Genomic DNA, 24,160 nt, shown 5'->3' on the forward strand with positions numbered 1-24,160 from the left:
GGCGTTCGGGCCGTGGGCAGGCGTGCAAAAAAGCAAACCCCGCCGGGGCGGGGTTTGCGGACAAGACCGGATCGGTCTTGAGGACGTTCAGATGAAGCTGCGCAGCTTGTCCGAGCGGCTGGGGTGCTTGAGCTTGCGCAGTGCCTTCGCTTCGATCTGGCGGATGCGCTCGCGCGTCACATCAAACTGCTTGCCCACTTCTTCCAACGTGTGGTCGGTGGACATTTCAATACCGAAGCGCATGCGCAGCACCTTGGCTTCGCGGGGGGTCAGGCCATCGAGGATGTCCTTGACCACATCGCGCAGGCCGGCCTGCATCGCGGCATCGACCGGCGCAGTGTTGGCGCTGTCTTCGATGAAGTCACCCAGGTGGCTGTCGTCATCGTCACCGATCGGCGTTTCCATCGAGATCGGCTCTTTGGCGATCTTCATGATCTTGCGGATCTTGTCTTCCGGGATCTCCATCTTCTCGGCCAGGATGGAGGCATCCGGCTCGAAGCCGAACTCCTGCAAGTGCTGGCGGCTGATGCGGTTCATCTTGTTGATGGTCTCGATCATGTGCACCGGAATGCGGATGGTACGAGCCTGGTCCGCAATGGAGCGCGTGATCGCCTGGCGAATCCACCAGGTTGCATAGGTCGAGAACTTGTAGCCGCGGCGGTATTCGAACTTGTCCACGGCCTTCATCAGGCCGATGTTGCCTTCCTGGATCAGATCGAGGAACTGCAGACCCCGGTTGGTGTACTTCTTGGCAATCGAGATCACCAGGCGCAAGTTGGCCTCGATCATTTCCTTCTTGGCATTGCGCGAGGCGCGCTCACCATCGTTCATGCGCTTGTTGATGAGCTTGAGCTCATCGAGCGGCACGACGACGCGGGCCTGCAGGTCGATCAGGTTCTGCTGCAGCTCCTGCACCGGCGGGATATTGCGGCCCATGATGGCGCTCCAGCTGTTGCCCGCTTGCGCTTCCTTCTCGATCCATTGCAGGTTGAGCAAGTTGGCCGGGAACAGTTGGATGAACTTTTCTTGGGGCAGACCGCATTTCTCGACAATGATCTTGCGCAGTGCACGCTCTTTCTGGCGCACGCTGTCGACCTGCTCGCGCAGCATGTCGCAGAGCTTTTCAATGGTCTTGGCGGTAAAGCGGATGGTCATCAGCTCGGCCGACAACTGGTCCTGCACCTTGGTGTACTGGGGCGAGCCGTAGCCGCTCTTGTCATAGGCGGCGTGCAACTGCTCGAACAGCGACTGCAGCTTGGCAAAGCGCGACAGCGCTTCGTTCTTCAGCTCTTCGAGCTTCTTGGTCAGCGCCTTGGAGCCGCCCTTGCCGTCGTCGTCGTCTTCCTCGTCGTACTCGTCGAAGTCTTCTTCCGCGACGTAGTCGTCGTTTTCGTCGGCGTCGGAGAAGCCGTCCACCACGGTGGAGATGACGACCTTGCCTTCGCGGATCTCTTCGCCCATCGCCAGAATCTCGGCAATGGTCGCGGGCGATGCGCTGATGGCCAGCATCATGTCCTGCAGGCCGCCTTCGATGCGCTTGGCGATTTCAATTTCGCCTTCGCGGGTCAGCAGCTCGACAGTACCCATTTCACGCATGTACATGCGGACCGGGTCGGTGGTGCGGCCGAACTCGGAATCCACCGTTGACAAAGCCGCTTCGGCTTCTTCTTCGGCTTCTTCTTCGGTGGTCGCGGACTGGCCGGTGTTGTTCAGCAGCAGGGTTTCTGCGTCGGGCGTCTGCTCGTAGACGGCCACACCCATGTCGTTCAACATGGAGATCACCACTTCCAGCGTCTCGGCATCGACCAGCTTGTCGGGCAGGTGGTCGGAGATTTCGGCATTGGTCAGGTAGCCGCGGGTCTTGCCCAGCTTGATCAGGGCCTTCAGGCGCTGACGGCGGGTGGACATTTCCTCTTCGGTCAGAACGGCTTCGTCGAGGCCGAACTCCTTCATCAACGCGCGTTCCTTGGCCTTGGAGACCTTCATGCGCAGCGGCTTGACCTTCTCGGTCGGCGCATCAGGGGAGGAGGTCGAGGCCTCTACCACCTCTTCGCTGTCGCCGGCGATGTCTTCTTCGATATCCGAGAAATCGGTATCGTCGATATCTTCATCGCCCTTGTCCTTGGCTTTGGCCTTGGTCTTGGCGGCAGCCGTCTTGCGGGGCGCCTTGGGCTTGTCGTCTTCGGCCTTGGCCGTCTTGGCCTTGGCTGCAGTCTTGGTGGCGGCCTTGGCCTTCACCGGGGTCTCTTCATCGGCGGCTTCGCTTTTCTTGGCGGCGCGCTTTTTGGGGGCACCTGCATTGAGCAGGGCATCGGCTGCCTTGAGCAGTTCGGCCTGGGACAGGCGTTGTTTTTCGGACACGGAGCTAACCTTCTTCGTCGCTGCCTTGGCTGGGGTGGGCGCAGCACTGGCTTTTACGGTTTTGCCTGCTGCAGCAGTAGCACGCTTGGCCGCCGGTTTGGCGGCAGGGCTGGCTGCTGTAGCTTTGGCACTTTTGGCCGCGCTGGTGTTGGTGGACGACTTGACGGACGACTTCGCGGACTTTGTAGCTGGCATGGACACCCTCAGAGCAAAGAGAACACACAAAGAAAACTGGCAAGCGCCATCACCGGCGCATGGGAACTGCAGCGGTCAATCGCAACAAGTGCGGCGAACAACGCGGCTGCACGAGGCGCTAAGCCTCAAGGCAAGATGTGGGGGCGATCATTTGGAATGCAGTCCTTGCGGTATTTTGGGCACTTGCGCTGGTGGCAAATCGCATGATCCTTCATGCGGGCCCGGTCCGGAGGTGCTGCTGTCGCTCTTGCCGATGTGTCAAATATTATACCTTTTTGCCCAATGTCAAGGGCCTGTACGGCCATCGGGCTAAATATTTTTGCAGGCCCTTCCCGGCGATGGAGGGCCGGGCTTACTTGTTGACCTGGCGCTTGAGCAGGCCGATGCGGTGGAAGTTGCTCTGGTAGCGGCGCAGCGCCTGCGGATCGGAAGCCTGGGTGACCAGATGGCGGTTTTGCTCTTCGAGTTGGTCCAGCACGATGCGGCTGAGGGAGTCGCGCAACTCGGCGCGGATCTCGTCGAGCGGGCCGTCAATCTGCGCATGCTGGCCTTGCATCAGCACCGTTGCGAAGGCCTCGACCGGGTGACCGCGCATATGCTCGCGCAGTACCGCCCAGGATTGGGCGCCATGGGCGAGAAACTGCTGCTCCACCCAGGCAAAGAGCGGGCCATGGGGGCTCGGCAGCTGGGCCAAGGTGGCGGCGTCTTCGGGTGAGAAGTTCTCCAGAAACGCCATATGCGACAGCAGCAGGCGGGCGGCCTGGTCCTCGCGGGTGACCGCCACGCTGGGCATTGGCGGCTGTGGTTCGGGCCGGGGCTGCCAACCGCCTTTGCGGCCGCCCTGGCCGGGGCGCCACTCGCCACTGCGCTTGGTGTAGCCGTTGCCGCCGCCATGGGGGCTGCGTGGCTCTCCGTAGTGCTCGTTGCGCTGGCCGGGGTAGCGGTCCATCGTGGTGTCGCTGCCCCAGGGGGGCGCATCGCCATAGGCAGGCATGCTGTCGGCACCCGTCTGCGGGGCATCCCAGGCGGAGGCATGGCGCGGGCCGCTGCTGGCGGCCGCCTGGCTGCCGCCGCTTTGGCGTGCCAGCTCTTGTGCGGTGGTCTTTTGCCACAGATTTTCCAGCTCGGCCGCGGGCAACTGGGCCTTGTCGGCTATCTCGCCCAGCAATTGGCGCTTGAGCGCGCCATCGGGCAGCAGGTTCCACAGCGGGCGCGCGTTGCTGGACATGCGCGCACGGCCTTCGGCCTGGCCCAGGTCACACATCTCGCTGGCCGCTTCGAGCAAGAAGCGTGACAGCGGCGTGGCGTCATGCACATGGCGGGCAAAGGCGTCCGCGCCGTACTCGCGCACAAAGCTGTCCGGGTCGTGCTCGGCCGGTAGAAACAGAAACTTGATGCTGCGCGTGTCGCTGGCATAGGGCAGTGCGCCGTCCAGTGCCTTGCGCGCGGCGCGGCGGCCGGCGGCATCGCCGTCAAAGCTGAAGACGACGGTATCGGTAAAGCGGAACAGCTTGTGCACATGGTCAGGCGTGCAGGCAGTGCCCAAGGTGGCGACCGCATTCGGAAAGCCCAGTTGGGCCAGCGCCACCACATCCATGTAGCCTTCGGTCACCAGCACATAGCCATGCTCGCGAATGGCCGTGCGGGCCTCGAACAGCCCATAAAGTTCGCGCCCCTTGTGGAAGACCGGGGTTTCGGGCGAGTTCAGGTATTTGGGCTTTTCATCGCCAAACACCCGGCCGCCAAAGCCGATGCACTCGCCCTTGATGTTGCGGATGGGGAACATCACCCGGTCCCGAAAGCGGTCGTAGCGTTTGCCTTCGCCATCGTCCGATTCGATCACCAGGCCGCATTCGACCAGCTTGGCATCGTCATAGGCAGGAAAGATACTGGCCAGGCTGCGCCAGCCCTCGGGCGCATAGCCCAGGCCAAAGCGCTTGGCGGTGATGCCGCTGACGCCCCGGCCCTTGAGGTAGGCAATGGCCTTGGGCGATTGCGACAGCTGCTTGCGGTAGGCGTCTCCGGCTTTTTCAAGCAGATCGGTGAGCGAGGCTTGTTTTTCGCGCGCCTGCGCGGCGCGCTCGCGCTGCTGGGGCGATACATCGTCCTCGGGCACTGGCAGGCCCACGCTCTGGGCCAGGTCGGTCACCGCTTCGCGAAAGCCCATGCCGGTATGGTCCATCAGAAAACCGATGGCATTGCCGTTTTTGCCGCAGCCAAAGCAGTGGTAGAACTGCTTGGAGGGGCTGACGCTGAAGGAGGGCGATTTCTCGCCATGGAAGGGGCACAGCCCCATGAGGTTGGCGCCGCCTTTTTTCAGCTGCACATAGCGGCCGACCACGTCGACCACGTCGACGCGGGACAGCAGCTCCTGGATAAATGACTGGGGAATGGACACCCGGCTATTGTCGCGCATGCCGGGCTGCGCTGCCGCGCCGCCACCCCAATCCGCCCGTGGTCGGTGGCCATTGCCGGCTATCGAAAGCGTGACAGCGCGCAATCTTCGCGTCAGCAGCTTGTGGCACAGTGCTGCCCAGGAGACCAACCGCCATGAGCAGCATTTTTGACACCGGGCTCGCCCGCAATGGGGCCAACCATACGCCGATGACACCGCTGGGCTTCATCGCCCGCACCGCCGAGGTCTACCCGGAGCGGCTGGCCATCATCCACGGCGAACTGCGCCAGACCTGGGCGCAGACCTATGCGCGCTGCCGGCAACTGGCCAGCGCCTTGCAGCAGCATGGCATTGGCAAGAACGATACGGTGGCGGTGATGCTGCCCAACACCCCGCCGATGGTGGAGGCGCATTTTGGCGTGCCGATGGCGGGCGCGGTGCTCAATACGCTCAACACCCGGCTCGATCCACAGACCATTGCCTTCATGCTGGACCATGGCGAGGCCAAGGCGCTGATCGTCGACCCGGAATACGCCAGCGTCGTGGCCAAGGCCTTGGCGCTGCGCCAATCGCAGACACCCATCCTGCTGGTGGATGTGGAAGACGCGCTCTACGGCGAGGCTAGCGAACGGCTGGGCAGCCTGAGCTACGAGGCCTTGCTGGCCCAGGGCGATGCCGGTTTTGACTGGCAGCTGCCTGGCGATGAATGGGATGCGATTGCGCTGAACTACACCAGTGGCACCACCGGCAACCCCAAGGGCGTTGTCTACCACCACCGGGGCGCGGCCGTGAATGCCATCAGCAACGTGCTGGAATGGGACATGCCCAAGTTCGCGGTGTACCTGTGGACCTTGCCGATGTTCCACTGCAATGGCTGGTGCTTTCCCTGGACGGTGGCGCTGCGCGCCAGCGTCAATGTCTGCCTGCGCCGGGTTGATGCGCAGGCCATTTTTGCGGCGATCAAGCAGCATGGCGTCAGCCACTACTGCGGCGCGCCGATTGTGCACAGCCTGCTGGTCAACGCGCCTGCGGCGTTGAAGGAGGGCGTGCCTGCCGGCGTCAAATGCATGGTGGCGGGCGCTGCGCCGCCGGCAGCGATGATCGAGGGCATGGAGCAACTGGGCTTTGACCTGACCCATGTCTATGGGCTGACCGAGGTCTATGGCCCGGTGATGGTCTGCGCGCAGCAGGCCGACTGGCAGACCATGGACGTGGGCGAGCGTGCCCGCCTCAATGCCCGCCAGGGCGTGCGCTACCACCTGCAGCGCGATGCGCAGGTGCGCGATCCGGAGACCCTGGCGCCAGTGCCGCAGGATGGCCAGACCATGGGCGAGATCATGCTGCGGGGCAATATCGCGATGAAGGGCTACCTGAAAAATCCCGAGGCGACGCAGGAGGCATTTCGCGGTGGCTGGTTCCACACCGGTGACCTGGCGGTGCAGGACCCGGATGGCTATATCAAGATCAAGGACCGCAGCAAGGACATCATCATCTCGGGCGGGGAGAACATCTCGTCGATCGAGGTCGAGGACGTGCTCTACCGCCACCCCGCCGTGCTTGCAGCGGCCGTGGTGGCCAAGCTCGATGCCCGCTGGGGCGAGACGCCCTGCGCCTTTGTCGAGCTCAAGCCTGGCGCGCAGGTAAGCGCGGAGGACATCGTGGCCCACTGCAAAAAGCACCTGGCTGGCTTCAAGATTCCGCGTGCAGTGGTGTTTGGCGAGCTGCCCAAGACCAGCACCGGCAAGATCCAGAAGTTCGAGCTGCGCAAGCAGGCGGGGTCTGCGGATGCCATAGACAGTTGATGCGCATGAAAAAACCCGCCGCAGCAAGCTGGGCGGGTTGGGATCGACTCGCTGGGCGCTGACCTTTACTTGCCCCAGGAATCCTTCAGGCCGGTGATCTTGTTGAACACCGGCTTGTCGCTGCGGTGGTCGTGGCGGTCGGCCACAAAGTAGCCAAAGCGCTCGAACTGGAACTTGTCATCGGGCTGCGCCGTCTTCAGCGATGGCTCGACATAGGCGGTCACGACCTTGAGGCTTTCGGGGTTGAGCAGGGCCAGGAAGTCCTTGCCGCCGGCATCGGGCTGCGGATCGGTGAACAGGCGGTCATAGAGCCGCACTTCGGCTTGCACGCCATCGGCCACGCCCACCCAGGTGATGGCGGCCTTGACCTTGACGCTGTCCGCACCAGGCGTGCCGCTCTTGGTGTCGGGCACCACGGTGGCCAGCACCTTGGTGATCACGCCATCGGCATCCTTCTCGCAGCCCGTGCATTCGATCACATAGCCGCCCTTGAGGCGTACCTTGTTACCAGGGAACAGGCGCTTGTAGCCCTTGGGAGGCACTTCGGCAAAGTCTTCGCGCTCGATCCAGACCTCGCGGCCCAGCGTGAAGTGGCGCTCGGGGGCGACCTGGCCTTCTGCCGGGTGGGGCAGGGCGGGCAGGCTGCAGGCTTCCAGGTGGTCGGCACTGCCGAACACCTCGGCCCAGTTGCTCAGCTCCAGCTTGACAGGGTCCAGCACCACCATCGCGCGGTGGGCCTGGTTTTCCAGGTCTTCGCGCAGGCAGCCGTCCAACGTGGCGTAGTCGATCCAGGCGTAGTCCTTGGTGACACCGATGCGCTCGCAGAAATTGCGGATGGACGCGGGGGTGTAGCCACGGCGGCGCAGGCCGACGACGGTGGGCATGCGTGGGTCGTCCCAGCCGCTGACCAGTTGGTTGTCCACCAGGTGCTTGAGCTTGCGCTTGCTGGTGATCACATAGGTCAGGTTCAGGCGCGAGAACTCGTACTGGCGCGGCTGGGGCGCATCGATCAGGCCACCGGCACGCAGGTGGTCCAGCAACCAGTCGTAGAAGGGGCGCTGGTCCTCGAACTCCAACGTGCAGATCGAGTGAGTGATGTGCTCGTAGGCATCCTCGATCGGGTGCGCAAAGGTGTACATCGGGTAGATGCACCATTGGTTGCCGGTGTTGTGGTGCTCGGCATGGCGCACCCGGTAGATCGCAGGATCGCGCAGGTTGATGTTGGGCGCCGTCATGTCGATCTTGGCGCGCAGCACGGCAGCGCCATCGGGCAGCTTGCCCTCCTTCATGTCGGCAAAGCGTTGCAGGTTCTCGGCCACGCTGCGGTCGCGGAACGGGCTGTTGACGCCCGGGCGCGTGAAGTCGCCCCGGTTGGCCTTCATCTCTTCGGCAGACTGCTCGTCCACATAGGCCAGTCCCTGCTCGATCAGGTAGACCGCGCAGCGGTGCATGAAGTCGAAGTAGTTGCTGGCGTAGTACAGGTTCTGCTCGCCGCTCGGGTCCTTCCAGTCAAAGCCCAGCCAGCGCACGGCATCGATGATGCCGTCCACATACTCCTGGTCTTCCTTTTCCGGATTGGTGTCGTCAAAGCGCAGGTGGCAGACGCCGCCGAAGTCGCGCGCGAGACCAAAGTTCAGGCAAATGGCCTTGGCATGGCCCACATGCAGGTAGCCGTTGGGCTCGGGCGGGAAGCGGGTGCGGATCTTGGCCTGGTCGACGGGGCCTTGCTGGTGGTGCTGGGCATCGCCAGGCGAGCCACCCCAGTGGCGCTGGGCATAGCTGCCTTTGTCGAGGTCGGCCTCGATGATTTGTCGCAGGAAATTGGTGGGTTTGACCACTTCGTCACTACCGTTGTGCGAAGCGCTCGGGGCAGGTGCATTCATAGAGGTGTATTCTAAGGGAGTACCCTGATGGCTGGAACGGATTGCGGTTTATGGGGCTCTGACCCTGCATCAGGCATGTCATTTACGCTTTGCAACAGGATAGCTGGTCTTGAAACCATAATTTGCAGAGCGTTTGGTATCTTTCTGCCTGCTTGCCGCGTTGAAAGTTCAATGACATTTTTCAGGGATTCTCGCAAGGAGATCAATATGCGCAACTCGATGCTGAAACAAGGCTCTCGCTGGGCCGCTGCCGCTGTGCTGACTGGCTTGGCGCTGATGAGCGCTGGCGCCCATGCCAGCCGGGTGTCCTGGTCGGTGGGTATCAATGTGCCAGCCCCGGTGTATGTCGCTCCTGCGCCGGTGTATGCACCGCAGCCGGTGTATGTGGCACCGCCCCCTGTGTATGCGCCCCAGCCGGTCTATGTGGCACCTCCACCTCCCGCCGTGGTCTACCGCCCCGCACCGGTCTACCGCCCGGCGCCGGTGTATTACGGCCCACCTCCCGGCCGCTACCACCGCCACCATCGCCACGACCGCGATTACTACCGCTATTGAGCAGCCGCGCTGCGCTAGCAACCACGCCCTGGCCCGCCAGGGCTTTTTTATGCGCGCCTGGCAGCGCGCCAGCCGCTCGGCTGTCGCTTGGCTGATGCAGCAACGGTTGGAATGCTCGGATAATCCACAGCTGTTGTCCGTTGTGGAAGCTGAGATGAAAACTGTTTTTGTACTGAACGGCCCGAACCTGAACCTGTTGGGTCTGCGCGAGCCCGCCATCTATGGTGCCCACACCTTGGCCGACGTCGAGCAGCTCTGCGCCCAGGCGGCCGCGCGCAACCAGCTGGCCTTGCGTTTTCACCAGAGCAACCATGAGGGCGCGCTGATCGACTGGCTGCACGAGGCGGGCCGGCTGCAGCGCGAAGGCCAACTGGCCGGCGTGGTGCTCAATGCCGCCGCCTATACCCACACCAGCGTGGCCCTGATGGATGCGATCAAGGGGGCCGCGCTGCCGGTGATCGAGCTGCACATCAGCAATGTGCATGCCCGTGAGTCCTTCCGCCACCATTCTTATATCGCCCCCGTCGCCAAGGCAGTCATCTGTGGCCTGGGCGTGCAGGGCTACAGCATTGCGATCGATGCGGTAGCCCAGGTGCTGCTCGCACCTGCGGCCTGAAGGTTGCGATGTCGGATGTTCCAGACACCAGCGCGGCGGGCTTGCTGCCCTTGCCGGCGCTGTACCAGCGTTTGCTGGCCCAGGCCACACGGCACACCACGATTTTTGAAGGCCGGACCCTGGTCTGGCATACCTGGGGCGAGCGCCGCCCTGGCAGGCTGCCCCTGGTGATGCTGCATGGCGGCAGCGGCAGCTGGACCCACTGGATCCGCAATATCGATGCGCTGCTTGCCCAAGGCTACGAGCTCTGGCTGCCCGATCTGCCGGGTTTCGGCGATTCCGACCCGCCAGCGCTGGGCGCCGATGCCGATGCGATGCTGGCGCCTTTGCATGCCGGCATGGCGCAGCTGGATCTGCTGCCTTGCCAGTTGATGGGTTTCTCGTTTGGCGGCATGACGGCGGCCATGCTAACCGCCGCCTACCCGCAGGCGGCCGAGCGCCTGGTGCTGGTCGGTGCTCCGGCGATGGGTGTCGTGCCGGAGAAGCAGTTCAGCTTGAAGGGCTGGCGCCATCTGAGCGACCCGGCCGAGCAGCTGGAGATGCACCGCTACAACCTGGGCGCGCTGATGCTCTGGGATGCTGCGAAGATCGACGGCCAGGCGCTGGCCTTGCACCAGCACAATGTGCTGCGCGATCGCCTGCCGCGCCGGCGCCTGGCCAACACCGATATCCTGGCGCAGTCGCTGCCGCAGATCGCCTGCCCGGTCGCTGCGATCTATGGCGCTTATGACGCCCTGTACAAAAGCTATATGCCCGCGCTGGAGCACCAATACCGTGCGGTCACCCCCCATCTGCAGGCCTTTGTGCGGTTGCCGGACAGCGGCCATTGGGTGCAGTACGAGCAGCCCGAGGCTTTCATGGCGGCACTGCTGCCGCTGCTTTCTTCCTGATTGATTCACCTGGAACCGGCTGGCAGCGCAAGAGGCGGCCGGCCCTACAACTATGACGACCTCCACCACCTTCCGTCCTGTGATCGCCATCCATGGCGGCGCCGGCACCATCACCCGTGCCTCCATCACCCCTGCGCAACAGCAGGCCTACCGCGACGCCTTGCGCGATGTGCTGCAAGGCGCGCAGCAAAAACTGGCTGCAGGCGCGCCTGCCGAAGAAGTGGCCGTGGAGGCCGTGCGCCTGCTCGAGGAATGCCCCCTGTTCAACGCCGGGCGCGGCGCCGTGTTCACGGCCGATGCCACGCATGAGATGGATGCCTGTGTGATGCGCGGGCGCGATCTGGCCTGCGGATCGCTGGCCGGTGTCAGCACCGTGCGCAACCCGGTGCGTGCGGCTTTGGCATTGATGGAGGCGGGCGGTCCGGTGTTCATGATTGGCGAGGCCGCCGAGCGCTTTGCCCAGGCCCAGGGCTGCGAGATGGTGGCGCGCGACTGGTTCTCGACCGAGCAGCGCCTGACCCAGCTGCGTACCGTGCAGGCGGCGGCGCTGGCATCGGGCCGCGAGCAGGTGGCGCTGGACCACACCGCCCAAAGCCAGACCCAGGCAGCGCCGCTGGATGAGCGCAAGAAGATGGGCACCGTCGGCGCGGTGGTGCTGGATGTGCAGGGCCAGCTGGCCGCTGCCACCTCGACCGGCGGTCTGACCAACAAGAAGCCCGGCCGTGTCGGCGACTCGCCCCTGGTGGGCGCGGGCACCTATGCCAAGCATGGCGTGGTGGCCGTCTCCTGCACGGGCGTGGGCGAGGCCTTCATCCGGGGCTCGGCCGCCCACACTGTGGCAGCGCGCATCGAACTGCTGGGTGAGTCGGTGGCCGAGGCGACGGCCGAGGTCATCCACCGCGTGCTGCCCCCGCTGGGTGGCGATGGCGGCCTGATTGCGGTGGGCGCCGACGGGGAGGTCTCGCTGTGCTTCAACTCCGAAGGCATGTACCGGGGGCAGATCGGCATCGACGGCGAGGCGCTGGTGGCCATTTATGCCAACGACGCGTTGGCGCCGGCCTGATGGCGCATCGCTGAGCCAGGGGGCAGCAGCTATACCCGACCCCGGCCCTGGTGAAGTGGCTTGCCTGCAACGGGCAAGCCACGCAATGCGGTGGTGCGCACTACTGCGGATATTGCGTAGGTGAAAACCATAGGAGGTTTTGCATCCAAACCCCATCCCCGGCTTTCTACAATTGCTAGCACTGTCACCCAGGTGAATGTGTAAGCCCCAGTGTTCTTGCTATCACGGGGATTTTTCTCAAGGATTTGTCCCAACCCGGGTGCCTGTCCTGCATTACGGCTCGTGCCTTCTTTCCGAAGTCCCGCACTGCCCCATCTACCTATGTCCAACCCCAGTTCTACTCCCGTGCACGATGACCTGACGCCGCCCGTTTTGCAGGTGCGGGATCTGTCCGTGAGCTTCAAGATCGAGCAGGGGCGGGTGCAGGTGGTCAAGAACCTGAACCTCGATGTCTATGCCGGCCAGACCCTCGCGGTGGTGGGCGAGTCGGGCTCGGGCAAGTCGGTCACATCGCTGGCGCTGATGCGGCTGGTGGAAACCGGTGGCGGCCAGATCGACAGCGGCTCGATGCTGCTGCGCGGCCGCCATGCCGGCACGATCGACCTGGCCAAGGCCACGCCAGCGCAGATGCGCCAGGTGCGCGGGGCCGATATGGCGATGGTGTTCCAGGAACCGATGACCTCGCTGAACCCGGTGTTCACCGTCGGTGAGCAGATTGCCGAATCGATTCGTTTGCACCAGGGCAAGTCCAACAGCGCCGCCCTGGCCGAGGCGCTGCGCATGATGGAGCTGGTGCGCATTCCGGAGGCGCGCAATGTGCTCACGCGCCACCCGCACCAGCTGTCGGGCGGCATGCGCCAGCGCGTGATGATTGCGATGGCGCTGTCGTGCAAGCCCTCGCTGCTGATTGCCGATGAACCGACGACGGCGCTGGATGTGACCATCCAGGCCCAGATTCTGGCGCTGGTGCAGGAGCTGCAGCGCGAGATGTCGATGGGCGTGATCTTCATCACCCACGACATGGGCGTGGTCGCCGAGGTGGCTGACCGCGTGCTGGTGATGTACCGCGGCGACAAGGTGGAAGAGCAGGACTGTGTGCAGCTGTTTGCCAACCCGCAGCAGACCTACACCCGCAACCTGCTGGCCGCCGTGCCGCAGCTGGGCGCCATGCGCGGCAAGGATCTGCCCGAGCGCTTCAGCCTGCTGGGCCAGAGCACGCAGGCCGAGGCGCCCGCGCCCCAGCCATCGACCGTGCAGGCGGGCGAGCCGGTGCTGCAGGTCAACAAGCTGGTCACGCGTTTCCCGATCAAGGAAGGCCTGTTTGGCGGTGTCAAGCGCCAGGTCTACGCGGTCGAGCAGGTGAGCCTGAGCCTGCAGCCGGGCGAGACCCTGGCGGTGGTCGGCGAATCCGGTTGCGGCAAGTCCACCACGGGCCGCGCGCTGGCCCGTTTGATCGATTTCCAATCCGGCGATGTGCAGGTGGCCGGGCGCGATATTGCCAAGCTGCAGGGCGCGCAACTGCAAGCGCTGCGCCGTGATATCCAGTTCATTTTCCAGGACCCGTTTGCCTCGCTCGACCCTCGGCTGACCGTGGGCTACAGCATTCTGGAGCCCATGCTGATCCACAAGCTGCTGCCGCGCGAGCAGGCCGAGAAAAAGGTGGAGTGGCTGCTGGAGAAGGTGGGCCTGCCACCGGCTGCTGCCAACCGCTACCCGCATGAGTTCTCGGGTGGCCAGCGCCAGCGCATTGCGATTGCCCGTGCACTGGCGCTGAACCCCAAGGTGGTGATTGCCGACGAGGCCGTCTCGGCCCTTGATGTGTCGATCCGCGCGCAGATCATCAACCTGATGATGGACCTGCAGCAGGAGTTTGGCATTGCCTTTCTGTTCATCTCGCATGACATGGCCGTGGTCGAGAGGGTCAGCCACCGCGTGGCCGTCATGTACCTGGGCCAGATCGTCGAGATCGGCCCGCGCCGCGCGGTGTTCGAGAACCCGCAGCACCCCTATACCAAGCGCCTGATGGCGGCCGTGCCGATTGCCGACCCGACGCAGCGCCGCAAGCACACCTTGAATGTGGCCGAGATCCCCAGCCCCGTGCGTGGCGTGGATGACCCGCCACGCGTGCTGCCGATGCGCGAGGTGGGCCCGGGCCACTGGGTGGCGCAGGAGATGCCCCAGCCTGCGGTGCCAGCGGGTGAAGTGCAGGATCTGCAGCCGGCGTGAGCCTGCGCAGTGTGCCAAGGTGCGTAATGCCAAGAATGTAGTGGGTCTGGTCGCCGCCGTGGTGGGCCAGCCGATGCAAAACCTGAAGAGGAGAGTTGATATGCAACGACGTTTGACTTCGATCGCCGCAGCCATGCTGCTGGCGGGCTCGGCTTTGCCGGCGTTTGCCGCCAAGGATGTGACGGTGGCGGTGTACTCGTCTTTCACGACGACGGACCCCTATGACGCCAATGACACCCTGTCGCAAGCGATGGCCAAGTCCTTCTACGAAGGCTTGTACAGCTTCGACAAGGACATGAAGATGATCCCGGTGCTGGCCACCGGCTACGACGTGAGCAAGGACGGCCTGGTCTACACCTTCAAGCTGCGCAGCGGCGTGAAGTTCCATGACGGCACCCCTTTCAACGCCGAAGCGGTGAAGGCCAACTTTGACCGCGTGACCAACCCGGACAACAAGCTCAAGCGCTACAACCTGTACAAGAACATTGCCAAGACCGAGGCGGTGGACGAGCACACGGTCAAGTTCACGCTCAAGGAACAGTTTGCGCCTTTCGTCAACTCGCTCGCCCACCCCTCGGGCGTGATCATCTCGCCCGCTGCGCTCAAGCAGTATGGCAAGGACATTGCGCAGCATCCCGTGGGCACCGGCCCCTTCAAGTTCGTCGAGTGGAAGCCCTCGGACTATGTCAAGGTCAGCAAGTTTGATGGCTACTGGCAGTCCGGCCTGCCCAAGGTGGATTCGATCACCTGGCGCCCCGTGGTGGACAACAACACCCGCTCGTCGATGATGCAGACCGGTGAGGCACAGTTCGCCTTCAGCGTGCCGCCCGAAGCAGTTGAAAACCTCAAGAAAAATGCCAACCTTGACATTGTCGTGGCGCCTTCGATCATTGCGCGCTACATCTCGCTGAACACCACGCAAAAGCCTTTCGACAACCCCAAGGTGCGTGAGGCGCTGAACTACGCGATCAACAAGGAAGCACTGGCCAAGGTGGCGTTTGCCGGCTACGCCATCCCCTCCGAAGGCGTGCTGCCCAAGGGTGTGGAATTTGCCACCAAGCTAGGTCCCTGGCCCTACGATCCTGCCAAGGCCAAGGCCTTGCTGAAGGAAGCCGGTTACCCCAACGGCTTTGAGAGCACCTTGTGGTCGGCCTACAACCACTCGACGGCCCAAAAGGTCATCCAGTTTGCCCAACAGCAACTGGCCCAGGTGGGAGTGAAGGTGACCGTGCGCGCATTGGAAGCAGGCCAGCGCGTGGCGGAAGTGGAATCGGTGCAGGATGCGAGCAAGGCCGCCGTGCGCATGTACTACGTGGGCTGGTCCTCGTCCACCGGCGAAGCCGACTGGGCGATGCGCCCACTGCTGGCCGGTGAGAGCCAGCCTCCACGCGGCTTCAACACTGCGTACTACAACAACGCCGAAGTCAATGCCGGCATTGCCAAGGCGCTGGTGACCACCGATGCGGCCGAGCGCGGCAAGATCTATGCCGATGCACAGCAAAAGATCTGGAAGGACGCGCCCTGGATTTTCCTGAACACCGAGCAATTGGTGTCTGCCAAGTCCAAGAAGCTGTCGGGCTTTTACGTGATCCCGGACGGCAACTTCAATTTCACCGATGTCGACCTGAAGTAATCCATGTATCGCTACCTGCTCAAACGCTTGCTCGGGCTGATACCGACACTGCTCATCGTGGCGGTGCTGGTCTTTGGTTTTGTGCACATGCTGCCCGGTGACCCCGCGCGCCTGGCGGCTGGCCCAGAAGCCGGCCCGGAGACGATCGAACTGGTCCGCAAGGACCTGGGGCTGGACCTGCCCCTGCACCAGCAGTTCGTCCGTTTCTTCAGCAATGCGTTGCAGGGCGATTTTGGAAAATCCATCCGGACCAAGCGCCCGGTCTCGCAAGAGATTGCCGAGCGCTTTGGCCCGACCTTCTGGCTCACCGTCGTGGCGATGGCTTGGTCGGTGGTGCTGGGCATGTTCCTGGGCATTGTCTCGGCCGTCTGGCGCAACCAGTGGCCCGATCGCCTGGGCATGACCCTGGCGGTGTCGGGCATCTCGTTCCCGTCGTTTGCGCTGGGCATGCTGCTGATGCAGTATTTCTCGGTCAAGCTCGGCTGGCTGCCCACCGTGGGCGCCGACAGCTGGAAGCACTATGTGCTGCCGTCGCTGACCCTGGGTGCGGCTGTGGCCGCGGTGATGGCGCGCTTTACCCGCAGCTCCTTCATCGACATCCTCAAAGAGGACTATGTGCGCACCGCGCGCGCCAAGGGCTTGAAGGAGACCGTGGTCGTCATCAAGCATGGCCTGCGCAATGCGATGATTCCGGTGGTGACGATGATGGGCCTGCAGTTCGGCTTCCTGCTGGGCGGCTCCATCGTTGTCGAGGTGGTGTTCAACTGGCCGGGCATGGGCCGCTTGCTGGTCGATGCGGTCGAGATGCGCGACTACCCGATCATCCAGGCCCTCGTGCTGCTGTTCTCGCTGGAATTCATCCTGATCAATCTGGTGGTCGATCTGCTCTATGCCTGGATCAACCCCACCATCCGTTACCGCTAAGCAGGTGCTTTGGCCATGAATACTCCGAACGCTCCTGAATCTGCCGACCGCGCTGTGGCGGCGGCCACCACCGTCCCGGCCGCCAGCGTTGCCACGCCGTCTCTGCCTGCCAACCTGGCCGCATCGACGCGCATGCGCACGCCGATGGCCGAGTTCTGGCGCAAGTTCAAGCGCCAGAAGCTGGCCTTGTTCGCTGGCGTCTTCATCATCGCACTGGTGCTGGTGGCCATCCTGGCACCGTGGATCGTGCCCTATGATGCCGAGAACTTTTTTGACTACGACGCGCTGAACTCACCCCCCACCGCCAAGCACTGGTTTGGCGTCGATTCGCTGGGCCGTGACATCTTCAGCCGCATCCTCGTGGGTGCGCGCATCTCGCTGGCGGCCGGCTTTGTGTCGGTGGCCATCGGCGCGGTGATCGGTGCGATCCTGGGCCTGCTGGCCGGCTACTACGAGGGCTGGTGGGACCGCTGCGTGATGCGCATGTCCGATGTGCTGTTTGCCTTCCCTGGCATCTTGCTGGCCATCGGCATTGTCGCCATTCTGGGCAACGGCATGATCAATGTGATCATGGCGGTGGCCGTGTTCAGCGTGCCGGCCTTTGCCCGCCTGGTGCGCGGCAATGTACTGGCGCTCAAGCAGCAGACCTACATCGAGGCGGTGCGCTCCATCGGCGCGCCCGACCGGGTCATCATGCTGCGCCACCTGCTGCCGGGCACCGTGTCTTCCGTGGTGGTCTACCTGACGATGCGTATCGGCACCTCGATCATCACCGCTGCCAGCCTGTCCTTTCTGGGCATGGGCGCGCAGCCGCCGACGCCGGAGTGGGGCGCCATGCTGAACGAGGCGCGCAGTGACATGCTCAATGCCCCGCATGTGGCCCTGTTCCCGAGCCTGGCGATCTTTGTGACGGTGCTGGCCTTCAACCTGCTGGGCGATGGCCTGCGCGATGCGCTGGACCCCAAGCTGGACAACTGATCATCGGCAGCTGGCAGTTGCTGGCCAGCTGCCATCCAGAAACGGCAAGCGCCTTCCAGGCCTTGCCTTTTTTATCGGCGATCAGCGCCGCTCAAGCAGCTCCGCCAGCGGCTTTGTGCAGGCGTTTGAGGAACACCGTGATCTCCTTGAACGTCTGCGTGTCCCCGTGCTGCTCTGCCACCTGCAGGCCTTGCTGCCAGCTGGCCTGGGCTTGCGCAATGGCATCCGCTGCACCCGACTCCAGTTGGGCCTTGCCCAGCAGCTTCCAGGCGGCGGAGTACTGCGGATTCTGCTTGACGGCCTGCGCCAGGTGCAGCGCTGCGGCCGCATAGTCCTCTTCCTTCAAGCAGGCCTGGCCCAGGCCAAAGCGCAGAACAGCGCTGTCCTGTCCCTTGGCCAGCAGTTTTTCCAATCCTTCGCGCATGCGGTCTCCTCGGTGTTGCACCCAGCATAGTGCCAGGCCTTTGTCCGCAGAGTCTGTGCGCATAAAAAAAGACGCTCCAGGGAGCGTCTTGTGGTGGGGCTTTAGGGGCTTGCTCAGCGCTTTTTCTTCGTGGTGCTGGTGCTGCGCTTGGAGGGGGCCTTCTGGGTCGCTGTCTGGCGCACCGCCGGCCGTTTGGCCGTGCTGCTGCGGCTGCCGCGCGCAGCCTGGCCGCCGCGTGCTGCCGGTGCAGCACCTACGCGCACGGGAATGTACAGCACGACCTGGTGGCCCACCTTGAAGGCGCTCTTGACGCCGACATCATTCCAATCGGCGACCTGTGCGGCGGTGACCCGGTAGCGCTGGGCCACGCGGGCGACGGTATCGCCCTTGCGCGCCTTGACGGTCGTGCGGCGGGTGACGACTTCCGGGGTCAGCGCGATGTGGGCGTTGTCGGCGAGGTGGCTGGAGACATCCTGCTTGACGGCGGCCGAGCGCGGCACCATCAGCGCCGAGCCGCCCTTGACCATCATGCGTGGCGGAATGTTGTTGACCGCGCGCAGGTCGTTCTCGCTCATGCCGACCATGCCGGCGGCAGTGGCCACCGTCATCGTGCTGGGCACGGTCCAGACGGTCCAGCTCGCGTACTGGCCTTTTTCATGCGCCTGCAGGTTGCGGCGGAAGACATTCGCATTGTCCCAGGGCAGCAGCACCTGCGGTGTGCCTGCCTTGAAGATCACGGGGCGGTTGAACGAGGGGTTGAGCGACTTGAGCTCATCCATCGTGACGCCAGCCATCTCGGCCACCTGGGCGGTGTCGATGTCGCGGTCCAGGGTCACGGCCTGGAAGTAGGGGTGGTTCTCGATCAGCGGCAACTCAGCCTGGAAGCGCTCGGGATGGGCGATGATGTTCTTGACCGCCTGCAGCTTGGGGACGTAGTTGCGTGTCTCGTCGGGCATGCTCAGGTCGGTGTAGGTACCCCCCAGACCTTGCTTCTGGTTGCGCGCTAGCGCGCGGCCCACGCTGCCTTCCCCCCAGTTGTAGGCTGCCAGTGCCAGGTGCCAGTCGCCAAACATGTTGTAGAGCTTTTGCAGGTAGTCCAGCGCTGCGCGGGTCGAGGCCAGCACATCGCGCCGGTCGTCGCGGAACATGTTCTGCTTCAGATCGAAATAGGTGCCGGTGGCGGGCATGAACTGCCACATGCCGGCCGCCTTGGCACTGGAGACTGCCTGCGGGTTGTAGGCACTCTCGATGTAGGGCAGCAGTGCCAGCTCGGTCGGCATGCCCCGGCGCTCCAGTTCCTCGACGATGTGGAACATGTACTTGGACGAGCGCGCGGTCATGCGCTGGATGTAATCGGGGCGGCTGGCGTACCACTGCTCCTGGTTGCTGACCAGGTCGTTTTCCAGATCGGGCATCGCAAAGCCGCGCCGGATGCGATCCCAGAGATCTTCCGGCACCGCCAGGCTGGTGACGGCGCCATTGCCTTGGAGGTTGGCCGCACTGATGGGGCTGAGGGGGCCGCTGGGGTAGCTGGGGGTGTGCGGCGCCGAACTGGTCTTCGGGGTGTCACCTGCTGCCGGGGTATTCGGGCCGCCGGTCTCGGTGGTGGCGCAGCCGGTCAGGGCGAGTAGGGCGCTCAGGCTCCACAGGTACAGATGCTTCATCAAAATTGGTTCTTCCAGCGACGCAGCGCGGCAAAAACGGCGACCGGGTCGCTGCTAGGGGTGGAGGGATCGAACTGCTGGGCAGCGCGGGCCACAGGGGCCAGGCTGCTGCGCAGGAATGGGTTGATGCGCAGCTCGTTGCCAAGCTGCGCCGGCAGGGTCGGCTCGCCGCGTTCACGCAACTGCTCGCAGTGCGCCAGATAGCGGGCGACGTCCTGGTTGTCGGGCTCAACCGCCTGCGCAAAGCGCAGGTTGGAGAGTGTGTACTCATGGGCAGCGCAGACCTGCGTATCGGCGGGCAGCGCAGCCAGTGCCGACAGCGAGGCATGCATCTGCGCAGGCGTGCCTTCAAAAAGGCGGCCGCAGCCGCCTGAGAACAAGGTATCGCCACAGAACAGCACCGGTTGTCCGGCCACATCGGCGCAGTAATAGGCAATATGCCCGGCGGTATGGCCGGGCACATCGATCACCTGCCACTGCAGGCCCAGCAGCGCCAGCCCATCGCCGCCCCGCAGGGGCTCGCAGGGCTGGGGGATGTCTTCGGTCGCGGGGCCGTAGACCCGGGCGCCGGTGGCCTCGCGCAGCTCGGCCACGCCGCCGGTGTGGTCGCCGTGGTGGTGGGTCACTACAATGGCTTGCAGCTGCAGACCAAGGCGGCGCAGCGCCGCAAGCGCGGGCGCAGCCTGGCCTGGGTCGACGACCAGCGCGTGCTGTCCGTTGTGCAGCAGCCAGATGTAGTTGTCGTTGAAAGCGGGCAGAGGTAACAGATGCATGAATGACCAAATTATAGGCACGCAAAATTGGTGGCAGACGCCGCTGGGCAGCTACATGCTGTCCTGGGAGCAAACATGTTACGACGATGCGGTGGCCGATATTTTTGGCTTCCATAGCCTGCAGATGGGACTTTTCCCGCTGCAGGGGCTGCGCAACAATCGCACGCCCCACCGCTGGCTCGCGCTGGAGTCGAACGAACAGATGGCGCAGTGGCAGCAGAGCAGACTGGCAGATGTAAAGCGCTTTGCGCCGCCTTTACAAAGTGATGTGGGCCTGCCTGCAACGCCCGCTGAGGCCGTGACGGCCGGCTTGCTGTGTGATGCCCATGCGCTGCCGTTTGGCGCCGATACCTTGGACCTGGTGCTGCTGCCCCATACGCTCGAGCTCAGTGCCGACCCGCATGCGGTGTTGCGCGAGGTGGCCCGTGTGATGGTGCCCGAGGGCCGCGTGCTGATCAGCGGCATCAACCCGGCCAGTCTCTGGGGCATGCACACCTGGAGCCGCCGCATTCCCGGTTTGCAGAAGCTGCCGCCGATGCCCGATGACCACAACCTGATCGGTTATGGCCGCTTGCGTGACTGGCTCAAGCTGTTGGATCTGGAGCTGCAAAGCGCCAGCTTTGGCTGTTTCCGGCCCGCGATGCGCAGTGATGCCTGGCTGGCGCGTTGGGAATGGATGGACCGTTTGGGGCCAACGGCTTGGCCGATACTCGGCGGCGTGTATTTTGTCGAAGCGGTCAAAAAGGTCGCGGGTGTGCGCAAGCTGCCAGTGCCTTGGAAGCCTGCGGTCCCCAGCCCGGCAGCCCGACCAGCGGTGGCCGTGCGCGAAGGGCTCACGGAAACCCATCGCCGCGGCGATGGAGCGTCCGCGCACAACCCCCCGGCGGGTACGCCCACGGTTTGAACGGGGGCTGCCACAGCCCTGCAATCAGGCTGCAGAGGGGTTGCAAATGCGCTTATAGTGGCCCCCTGTAATCGTGGCTGTGTGCCAAGGAGTGGGTGTGAACCAAGTGGTGATTTATACGGACGGTGCCTGCAAGGGCAACCCTGGCCCAGGCGGCTGGGGCGCTTTGCTGAGCGCTGGCACAGCGCAGAAGGAGCTGTTCGGGGGTGAACTGGGTACCACCAACAACCGCATGGAGCTGATGGCGGTGATCCAGGCGCTCGAAGCCTTGAAGCGCCCCTGCGACGTGCAGCTGTACCTGGACAGCCAATATGTCCGCAAGGGCATCACCGAATGGATCACCGGCTGGAAGGCCAAGGGTTGGCGCACGGCGAGCAAGGAGCCCGTCAAGAATGTGGACCTCTGGCAGCGCCTCGATGCGTTGGTGCATGGCGGCGAGCACCGCATCACCTGGCACTGGGTCAAGGGCCACGCGGGTGACCCGGGCAATGAGCGGGCAGACGCGCTGGCCAACCGGGGTGTCGCGATGGCGCTGGGCCGGGGCTGAGCCCTTTTAGCAATACAAATAGGGGAGAGCGAGCGATGGGACGCATCATGCGCATTCTGGCGGTTGTCGGTGTGCTGGCCGCTTTGTATATGGCCTACCGCTACGGCGTTTTCTAGACATGCCGTTCGGCACGGGCCCACCGCAATGCGCAGCGGGTGGGCCCGTGCCGAGTAGCTGGCGCGAACTTATTCCGACGCCGCAATGCGGCGCAGCGCATTGCTGTCACGCACCGTCAGGCCCGAGGGCTCGATGCGGATCGAAGACTCGCGTTCCATCGACTTGAGCTCTTGGTTCACCCGCTGGCGCGAGGCGCCCAGCAGCTGGGCCAGCTCTTCCTGGGCCAGTTGCAGGCCGATGCGGGTTTCGCTGCTTTCCTTGCCGGGCACGCCATAGCTGCGCGAGAGGTGCAGCAGCTGCTTGGCCAGGCGTGCGCGCAGCGGCAGCGTGTTGAGGTCTTCCACCATGCCGTAGAGGCTGCGGATGCGGCGCGCATGCATGCGCGCCAGCGCCTGGTAGAACTCCACATGGGTCTGCAGGATGCGTTGAAAATCTGCCTTGCTGACGCAGACCAGCGTGGTCTCGCCATGGGCGTAGACGTCATGGGTGCGGCTGTCGTCATCGAACAGGCCCACGTCGCCAAACCAGGTGCCTGGCTCAACATAGGTCAACGTGATCTGTTTGCCGGTGAGCGACGCCGAGCTGACACGGGCCGAGCCCCGGGCCACGGAGACCCACTCTTCGGGCTCATCGCCGCGCGAGAAAATCAATCCGCCGTCCTTGAAGCGCTTGACATAGGCGCAGCGCAGAATGTCGTGGCGCAAAGTCGGCGAGAGGGTGCTGAACCAGCGCCCTGTGTTGATGGCTTCGCGCTCTTCGGGGGTCAGGATGGGGTCGTCCATGGCATGTCGTCTCGGTGACTGGAATTATGAATTTTGTCGCTTGTGCGACGGTCATCACCGAATGTATAGCATCGCCGCCAAATTGTTAATTGTCACCCCGGCCTCTCAGCGGCACGGCAATCCAAGTTGACCGGTTTTGCAACCTGTGCGTCTGCAACGAATGGGCCTTATCCGTCCATTGGGTTTGCGTATATAGCTATCAATTTGATATTTGGGTTTCCCCGGTGTGCGCGATTGGCGAAGGGGTACTTCTTCAATGGTGAAGCTGGTCTTAAACGCTGGGGTATTGGGCGGCGCTTCAGCGCTTTCCCTCTTGTGTGCTCAGGCAGAGAGGCGCTTGCGCAAGCGCTGTTGCCAGACTTCGACCAGCACCACGCCCAGGCCCGCGCAGCAGATCAAAGCCATGCCGGCAGCGGTTGCCGCGTCGGGCAACTGGCCAAAAATCAACCAGCCCAACGTGGTGGCAGAGACGATCTGCAGGTAGTTGAAAGGTGCCAGCAAGGTGGCGCTGGTCTTGCTGTATGCAGTGATCTGCAACCAATGGCCGACGAAGCCGGACAGCCCGGTGGAGGCCAGCAGCAGCCATTGCCAGACCGTCAGATCCAGCTGCTGCCAGAAAAAGGGCAGCAAGGCACTGAGCACCAACGCGCCAAACAGCCCGCCGTAGAGATTGCTCGTCAGCGGGTCGTCCGCAGCGACGCGGCGTGTGCTGATCTGGAACAGCGCAAAGGTGCTGGCCGTCACCACACCCCAGATCGCGCCCTCGGTGGACAACTGCCCGCCCGGGCGGATGACCACCAGCATGCCGACAAAGCCCAGCACCACGCCCGCCCAGCGGTGCCAGCCAGGGCGCTCGCCCAGCAGCCAGGGCGCCAAGGCCATCACCAACAGCGGCGCCATGAAATTCATCGCCGTGCCCTCGGCCAGCGGCACCATGCCCAGCACATGGAAAAACAGCAAGGTGGTGGCAATCATCAGTACCGAGCGCTGGATCTGGCGCGAGAGCGACTGCGTGCGGAACAGCCCCATGCCGCGCCTGGGCAGCACCAGCACACCTATCAGCACCACATGGCCGACATAGCGGAACCAGGCCACCATCAGCACCGGCACGCCCGCAACGACCAGCAGCTTGCCGCTGGCATCGAGGCTGGAGAGAATCCACAGCCCGCACACGTGCAGGACGATACCGAGTTGGCTCATGAAAAGGCAGTTTTAGCGCAGCAGAGGCGGCCGATTGTAACCACGGGTTGACAATTTTTCTGTCACCGCATCAATAGGCTGATTCAGCGGCCTAGCTTGTCATGCAGGCGCAAAAAAGCCGATCGGAAGGCTTCTTCAGATCGGCAATAGGGATCCTCCGCAAAACGCCCCGCCGTGGTCTGAACGCGGTCTCGGGCGATCCGCGTCCATCCCGCTTGGCGAGGGTTT

At 63.8% G+C, this 24,160-nt stretch carries 19 protein-coding genes; 11 read left to right on the forward strand and 8 right to left on the reverse strand.

Going from position 1 to position 24,160, the window contains the following annotated elements; genetic code table 11:
* Positions 1 to 87: 87 nt before the first annotated feature.
* Entirely contained in the window at positions 88 to 2,556 is a 2,469-nt protein-coding gene (gene rpoD / locus ACHWUQ_RS15435) for an RNA polymerase sigma factor RpoD (RefSeq protein WP_239808791.1), read from the reverse strand.
* Positions 2,557 to 2,908: 352 nt separating this feature from the next.
* Positions 2,909 to 4,972 carry a DNA primase gene (gene dnaG, locus ACHWUQ_RS15440; RefSeq protein WP_312460489.1) on the reverse strand — a complete coding sequence of 688 codons (2,064 nt, stop codon included), beginning with the start codon at positions 4,970 to 4,972 and terminating at the stop codon, positions 2,909 to 2,911.
* Positions 4,973 to 5,106: 134 nt separating this feature from the next.
* Here dnaG and ACHWUQ_RS15445 point away from each other — a divergent pair, with 134 nt between their 5' ends.
* Entirely contained in the window at positions 5,107 to 6,753 is a 1,647-nt protein-coding gene (locus ACHWUQ_RS15445) for an acyl-CoA synthetase (RefSeq protein WP_394681651.1), read from the forward strand.
* A gap of 65 nt (positions 6,754 to 6,818) precedes the next feature.
* On the opposite strand, the gene ACHWUQ_RS15450 is transcribed toward ACHWUQ_RS15445, so the two are convergent.
* Positions 6,819 to 8,636 carry a glutamine--tRNA ligase/YqeY domain fusion protein gene (locus tag ACHWUQ_RS15450; RefSeq protein ID WP_239808788.1) on the reverse strand — a complete coding sequence of 606 codons (1,818 nt, stop codon included), beginning with the start codon at positions 8,634 to 8,636 and terminating at the stop codon, positions 6,819 to 6,821.
* 207 nt (positions 8,637 to 8,843) lie between these two features.
* Here ACHWUQ_RS15450 and ACHWUQ_RS15455 point away from each other — a divergent pair, with 207 nt between their 5' ends.
* The 8 genes from ACHWUQ_RS15455 to gsiD all read left to right on the forward strand — a co-directional run bounded on the left by ACHWUQ_RS15455 (position 8,844) and on the right by gsiD (position 17,521).
* Positions 8,844 to 9,191 carry a hypothetical protein gene (locus ACHWUQ_RS15455; RefSeq protein ID WP_239808787.1) on the forward strand — a complete coding sequence of 116 codons (348 nt, stop codon included), beginning with the start codon at positions 8,844 to 8,846 and terminating at the stop codon, positions 9,189 to 9,191.
* 154 nt (positions 9,192 to 9,345) lie between these two features.
* Positions 9,346 to 9,807 (forward strand): type II 3-dehydroquinate dehydratase, encoded by a 462-nt coding sequence (gene aroQ / locus ACHWUQ_RS15460; RefSeq protein ID WP_394681652.1) that lies wholly within the window; start codon positions 9,346 to 9,348, stop codon positions 9,805 to 9,807.
* An 8-nt stretch (positions 9,808 to 9,815) separates the two neighbouring features.
* A complete protein-coding gene (locus ACHWUQ_RS15465; protein WP_394681653.1) occupies positions 9,816 to 10,697 on the forward strand; it encodes an alpha/beta fold hydrolase in 882 nt (293 codons plus the stop codon).
* A 52-nt stretch (positions 10,698 to 10,749) separates the two neighbouring features.
* Entirely contained in the window at positions 10,750 to 11,760 is a 1,011-nt protein-coding gene (locus tag ACHWUQ_RS15470; RefSeq protein WP_394681654.1) for an isoaspartyl peptidase/L-asparaginase family protein, read from the forward strand.
* Between the two features lie 321 nt (positions 11,761 to 12,081).
* A complete protein-coding gene (locus tag ACHWUQ_RS15475) occupies positions 12,082 to 13,986 on the forward strand; it encodes a dipeptide ABC transporter ATP-binding protein (protein WP_394681655.1) in 1,905 nt (634 codons plus the stop codon).
* Between the two features lie 100 nt (positions 13,987 to 14,086).
* Positions 14,087 to 15,619 carry a glutathione ABC transporter substrate-binding protein GsiB gene (gsiB, locus tag ACHWUQ_RS15480; RefSeq protein WP_239808782.1) on the forward strand — a complete coding sequence of 511 codons (1,533 nt, stop codon included), beginning with the start codon at positions 14,087 to 14,089 and terminating at the stop codon, positions 15,617 to 15,619.
* Positions 15,620 to 15,622: 3 nt separating this feature from the next.
* Positions 15,623 to 16,543 carry a glutathione ABC transporter permease GsiC gene (gsiC, locus tag ACHWUQ_RS15485; RefSeq protein WP_239808781.1) on the forward strand — a complete coding sequence of 307 codons (921 nt, stop codon included), beginning with the start codon at positions 15,623 to 15,625 and terminating at the stop codon, positions 16,541 to 16,543.
* A gap of 15 nt (positions 16,544 to 16,558) precedes the next feature.
* Entirely contained in the window at positions 16,559 to 17,521 is a 963-nt protein-coding gene (gene gsiD / locus ACHWUQ_RS15490; RefSeq protein WP_312460463.1) for a glutathione ABC transporter permease GsiD, read from the forward strand.
* Positions 17,522 to 17,612: 91 nt separating this feature from the next.
* On the opposite strand, the gene ACHWUQ_RS15495 is transcribed toward gsiD, so the two are convergent.
* The 3 genes from ACHWUQ_RS15495 to gloB all read right to left on the reverse strand — a co-directional run bounded on the left by ACHWUQ_RS15495 (position 17,613) and on the right by gloB (position 20,382).
* Positions 17,613 to 17,945, reverse strand: a complete 333-nt coding sequence (locus tag ACHWUQ_RS15495; RefSeq protein WP_394681656.1) for a tetratricopeptide repeat protein — start codon at positions 17,943 to 17,945, stop codon at positions 17,613 to 17,615.
* 113 nt (positions 17,946 to 18,058) lie between these two features.
* The gene (locus tag ACHWUQ_RS15500) at positions 18,059 to 19,609 is read right to left on the reverse strand and encodes a transglycosylase SLT domain-containing protein (RefSeq protein ID WP_394681657.1); all 1,551 of its coding nucleotides are present in this window, start codon (positions 19,607 to 19,609) and stop codon (positions 18,059 to 18,061) included.
* Positions 19,609 to 20,382 (reverse strand): hydroxyacylglutathione hydrolase, encoded by a 774-nt coding sequence (gloB, locus tag ACHWUQ_RS15505; protein WP_394681658.1) that lies wholly within the window; start codon positions 20,380 to 20,382, stop codon positions 19,609 to 19,611. Before gloB ends, ACHWUQ_RS15500 begins: the two co-directional genes overlap by 1 nt.
* Here gloB and ACHWUQ_RS15510 point away from each other — a divergent pair.
* Together ACHWUQ_RS15510 and rnhA are read left to right on the forward strand one after the other, a co-directional pair.
* A complete protein-coding gene (locus ACHWUQ_RS15510) occupies positions 20,381 to 21,286 on the forward strand; it encodes a class I SAM-dependent methyltransferase (protein WP_394681659.1) in 906 nt (301 codons plus the stop codon). The two genes, gloB and ACHWUQ_RS15510, sit on opposite strands and share 2 nt — an antisense overlap.
* A gap of 97 nt (positions 21,287 to 21,383) precedes the next feature.
* The gene (rnhA, locus tag ACHWUQ_RS15515) at positions 21,384 to 21,833 is read left to right on the forward strand and encodes a ribonuclease HI (RefSeq protein WP_027010474.1); all 450 of its coding nucleotides are present in this window, start codon (positions 21,384 to 21,386) and stop codon (positions 21,831 to 21,833) included.
* 185 nt (positions 21,834 to 22,018) lie between these two features.
* On the opposite strand, the gene ACHWUQ_RS15520 is transcribed toward rnhA, so the two are convergent.
* A complete protein-coding gene (locus ACHWUQ_RS15520; protein ID WP_021025131.1) occupies positions 22,019 to 22,732 on the reverse strand; it encodes a Crp/Fnr family transcriptional regulator in 714 nt (237 codons plus the stop codon).
* A gap of 321 nt (positions 22,733 to 23,053) precedes the next feature.
* Positions 23,054 to 23,932: a DMT family transporter gene (locus tag ACHWUQ_RS15525; RefSeq protein WP_394681660.1), complete on the reverse strand. Its 879-nt coding sequence runs from the start codon at positions 23,930 to 23,932 to the stop codon at positions 23,054 to 23,056.
* Positions 23,933 to 24,160: the final 228 nt, after the last annotated feature.

It is taken from the genome of uncultured Comamonas sp., assembly GCF_964277875.1.
Classification (GTDB): Bacteria; Pseudomonadota; Gammaproteobacteria; order Burkholderiales; family Burkholderiaceae_C; genus Comamonas; species Comamonas sediminis.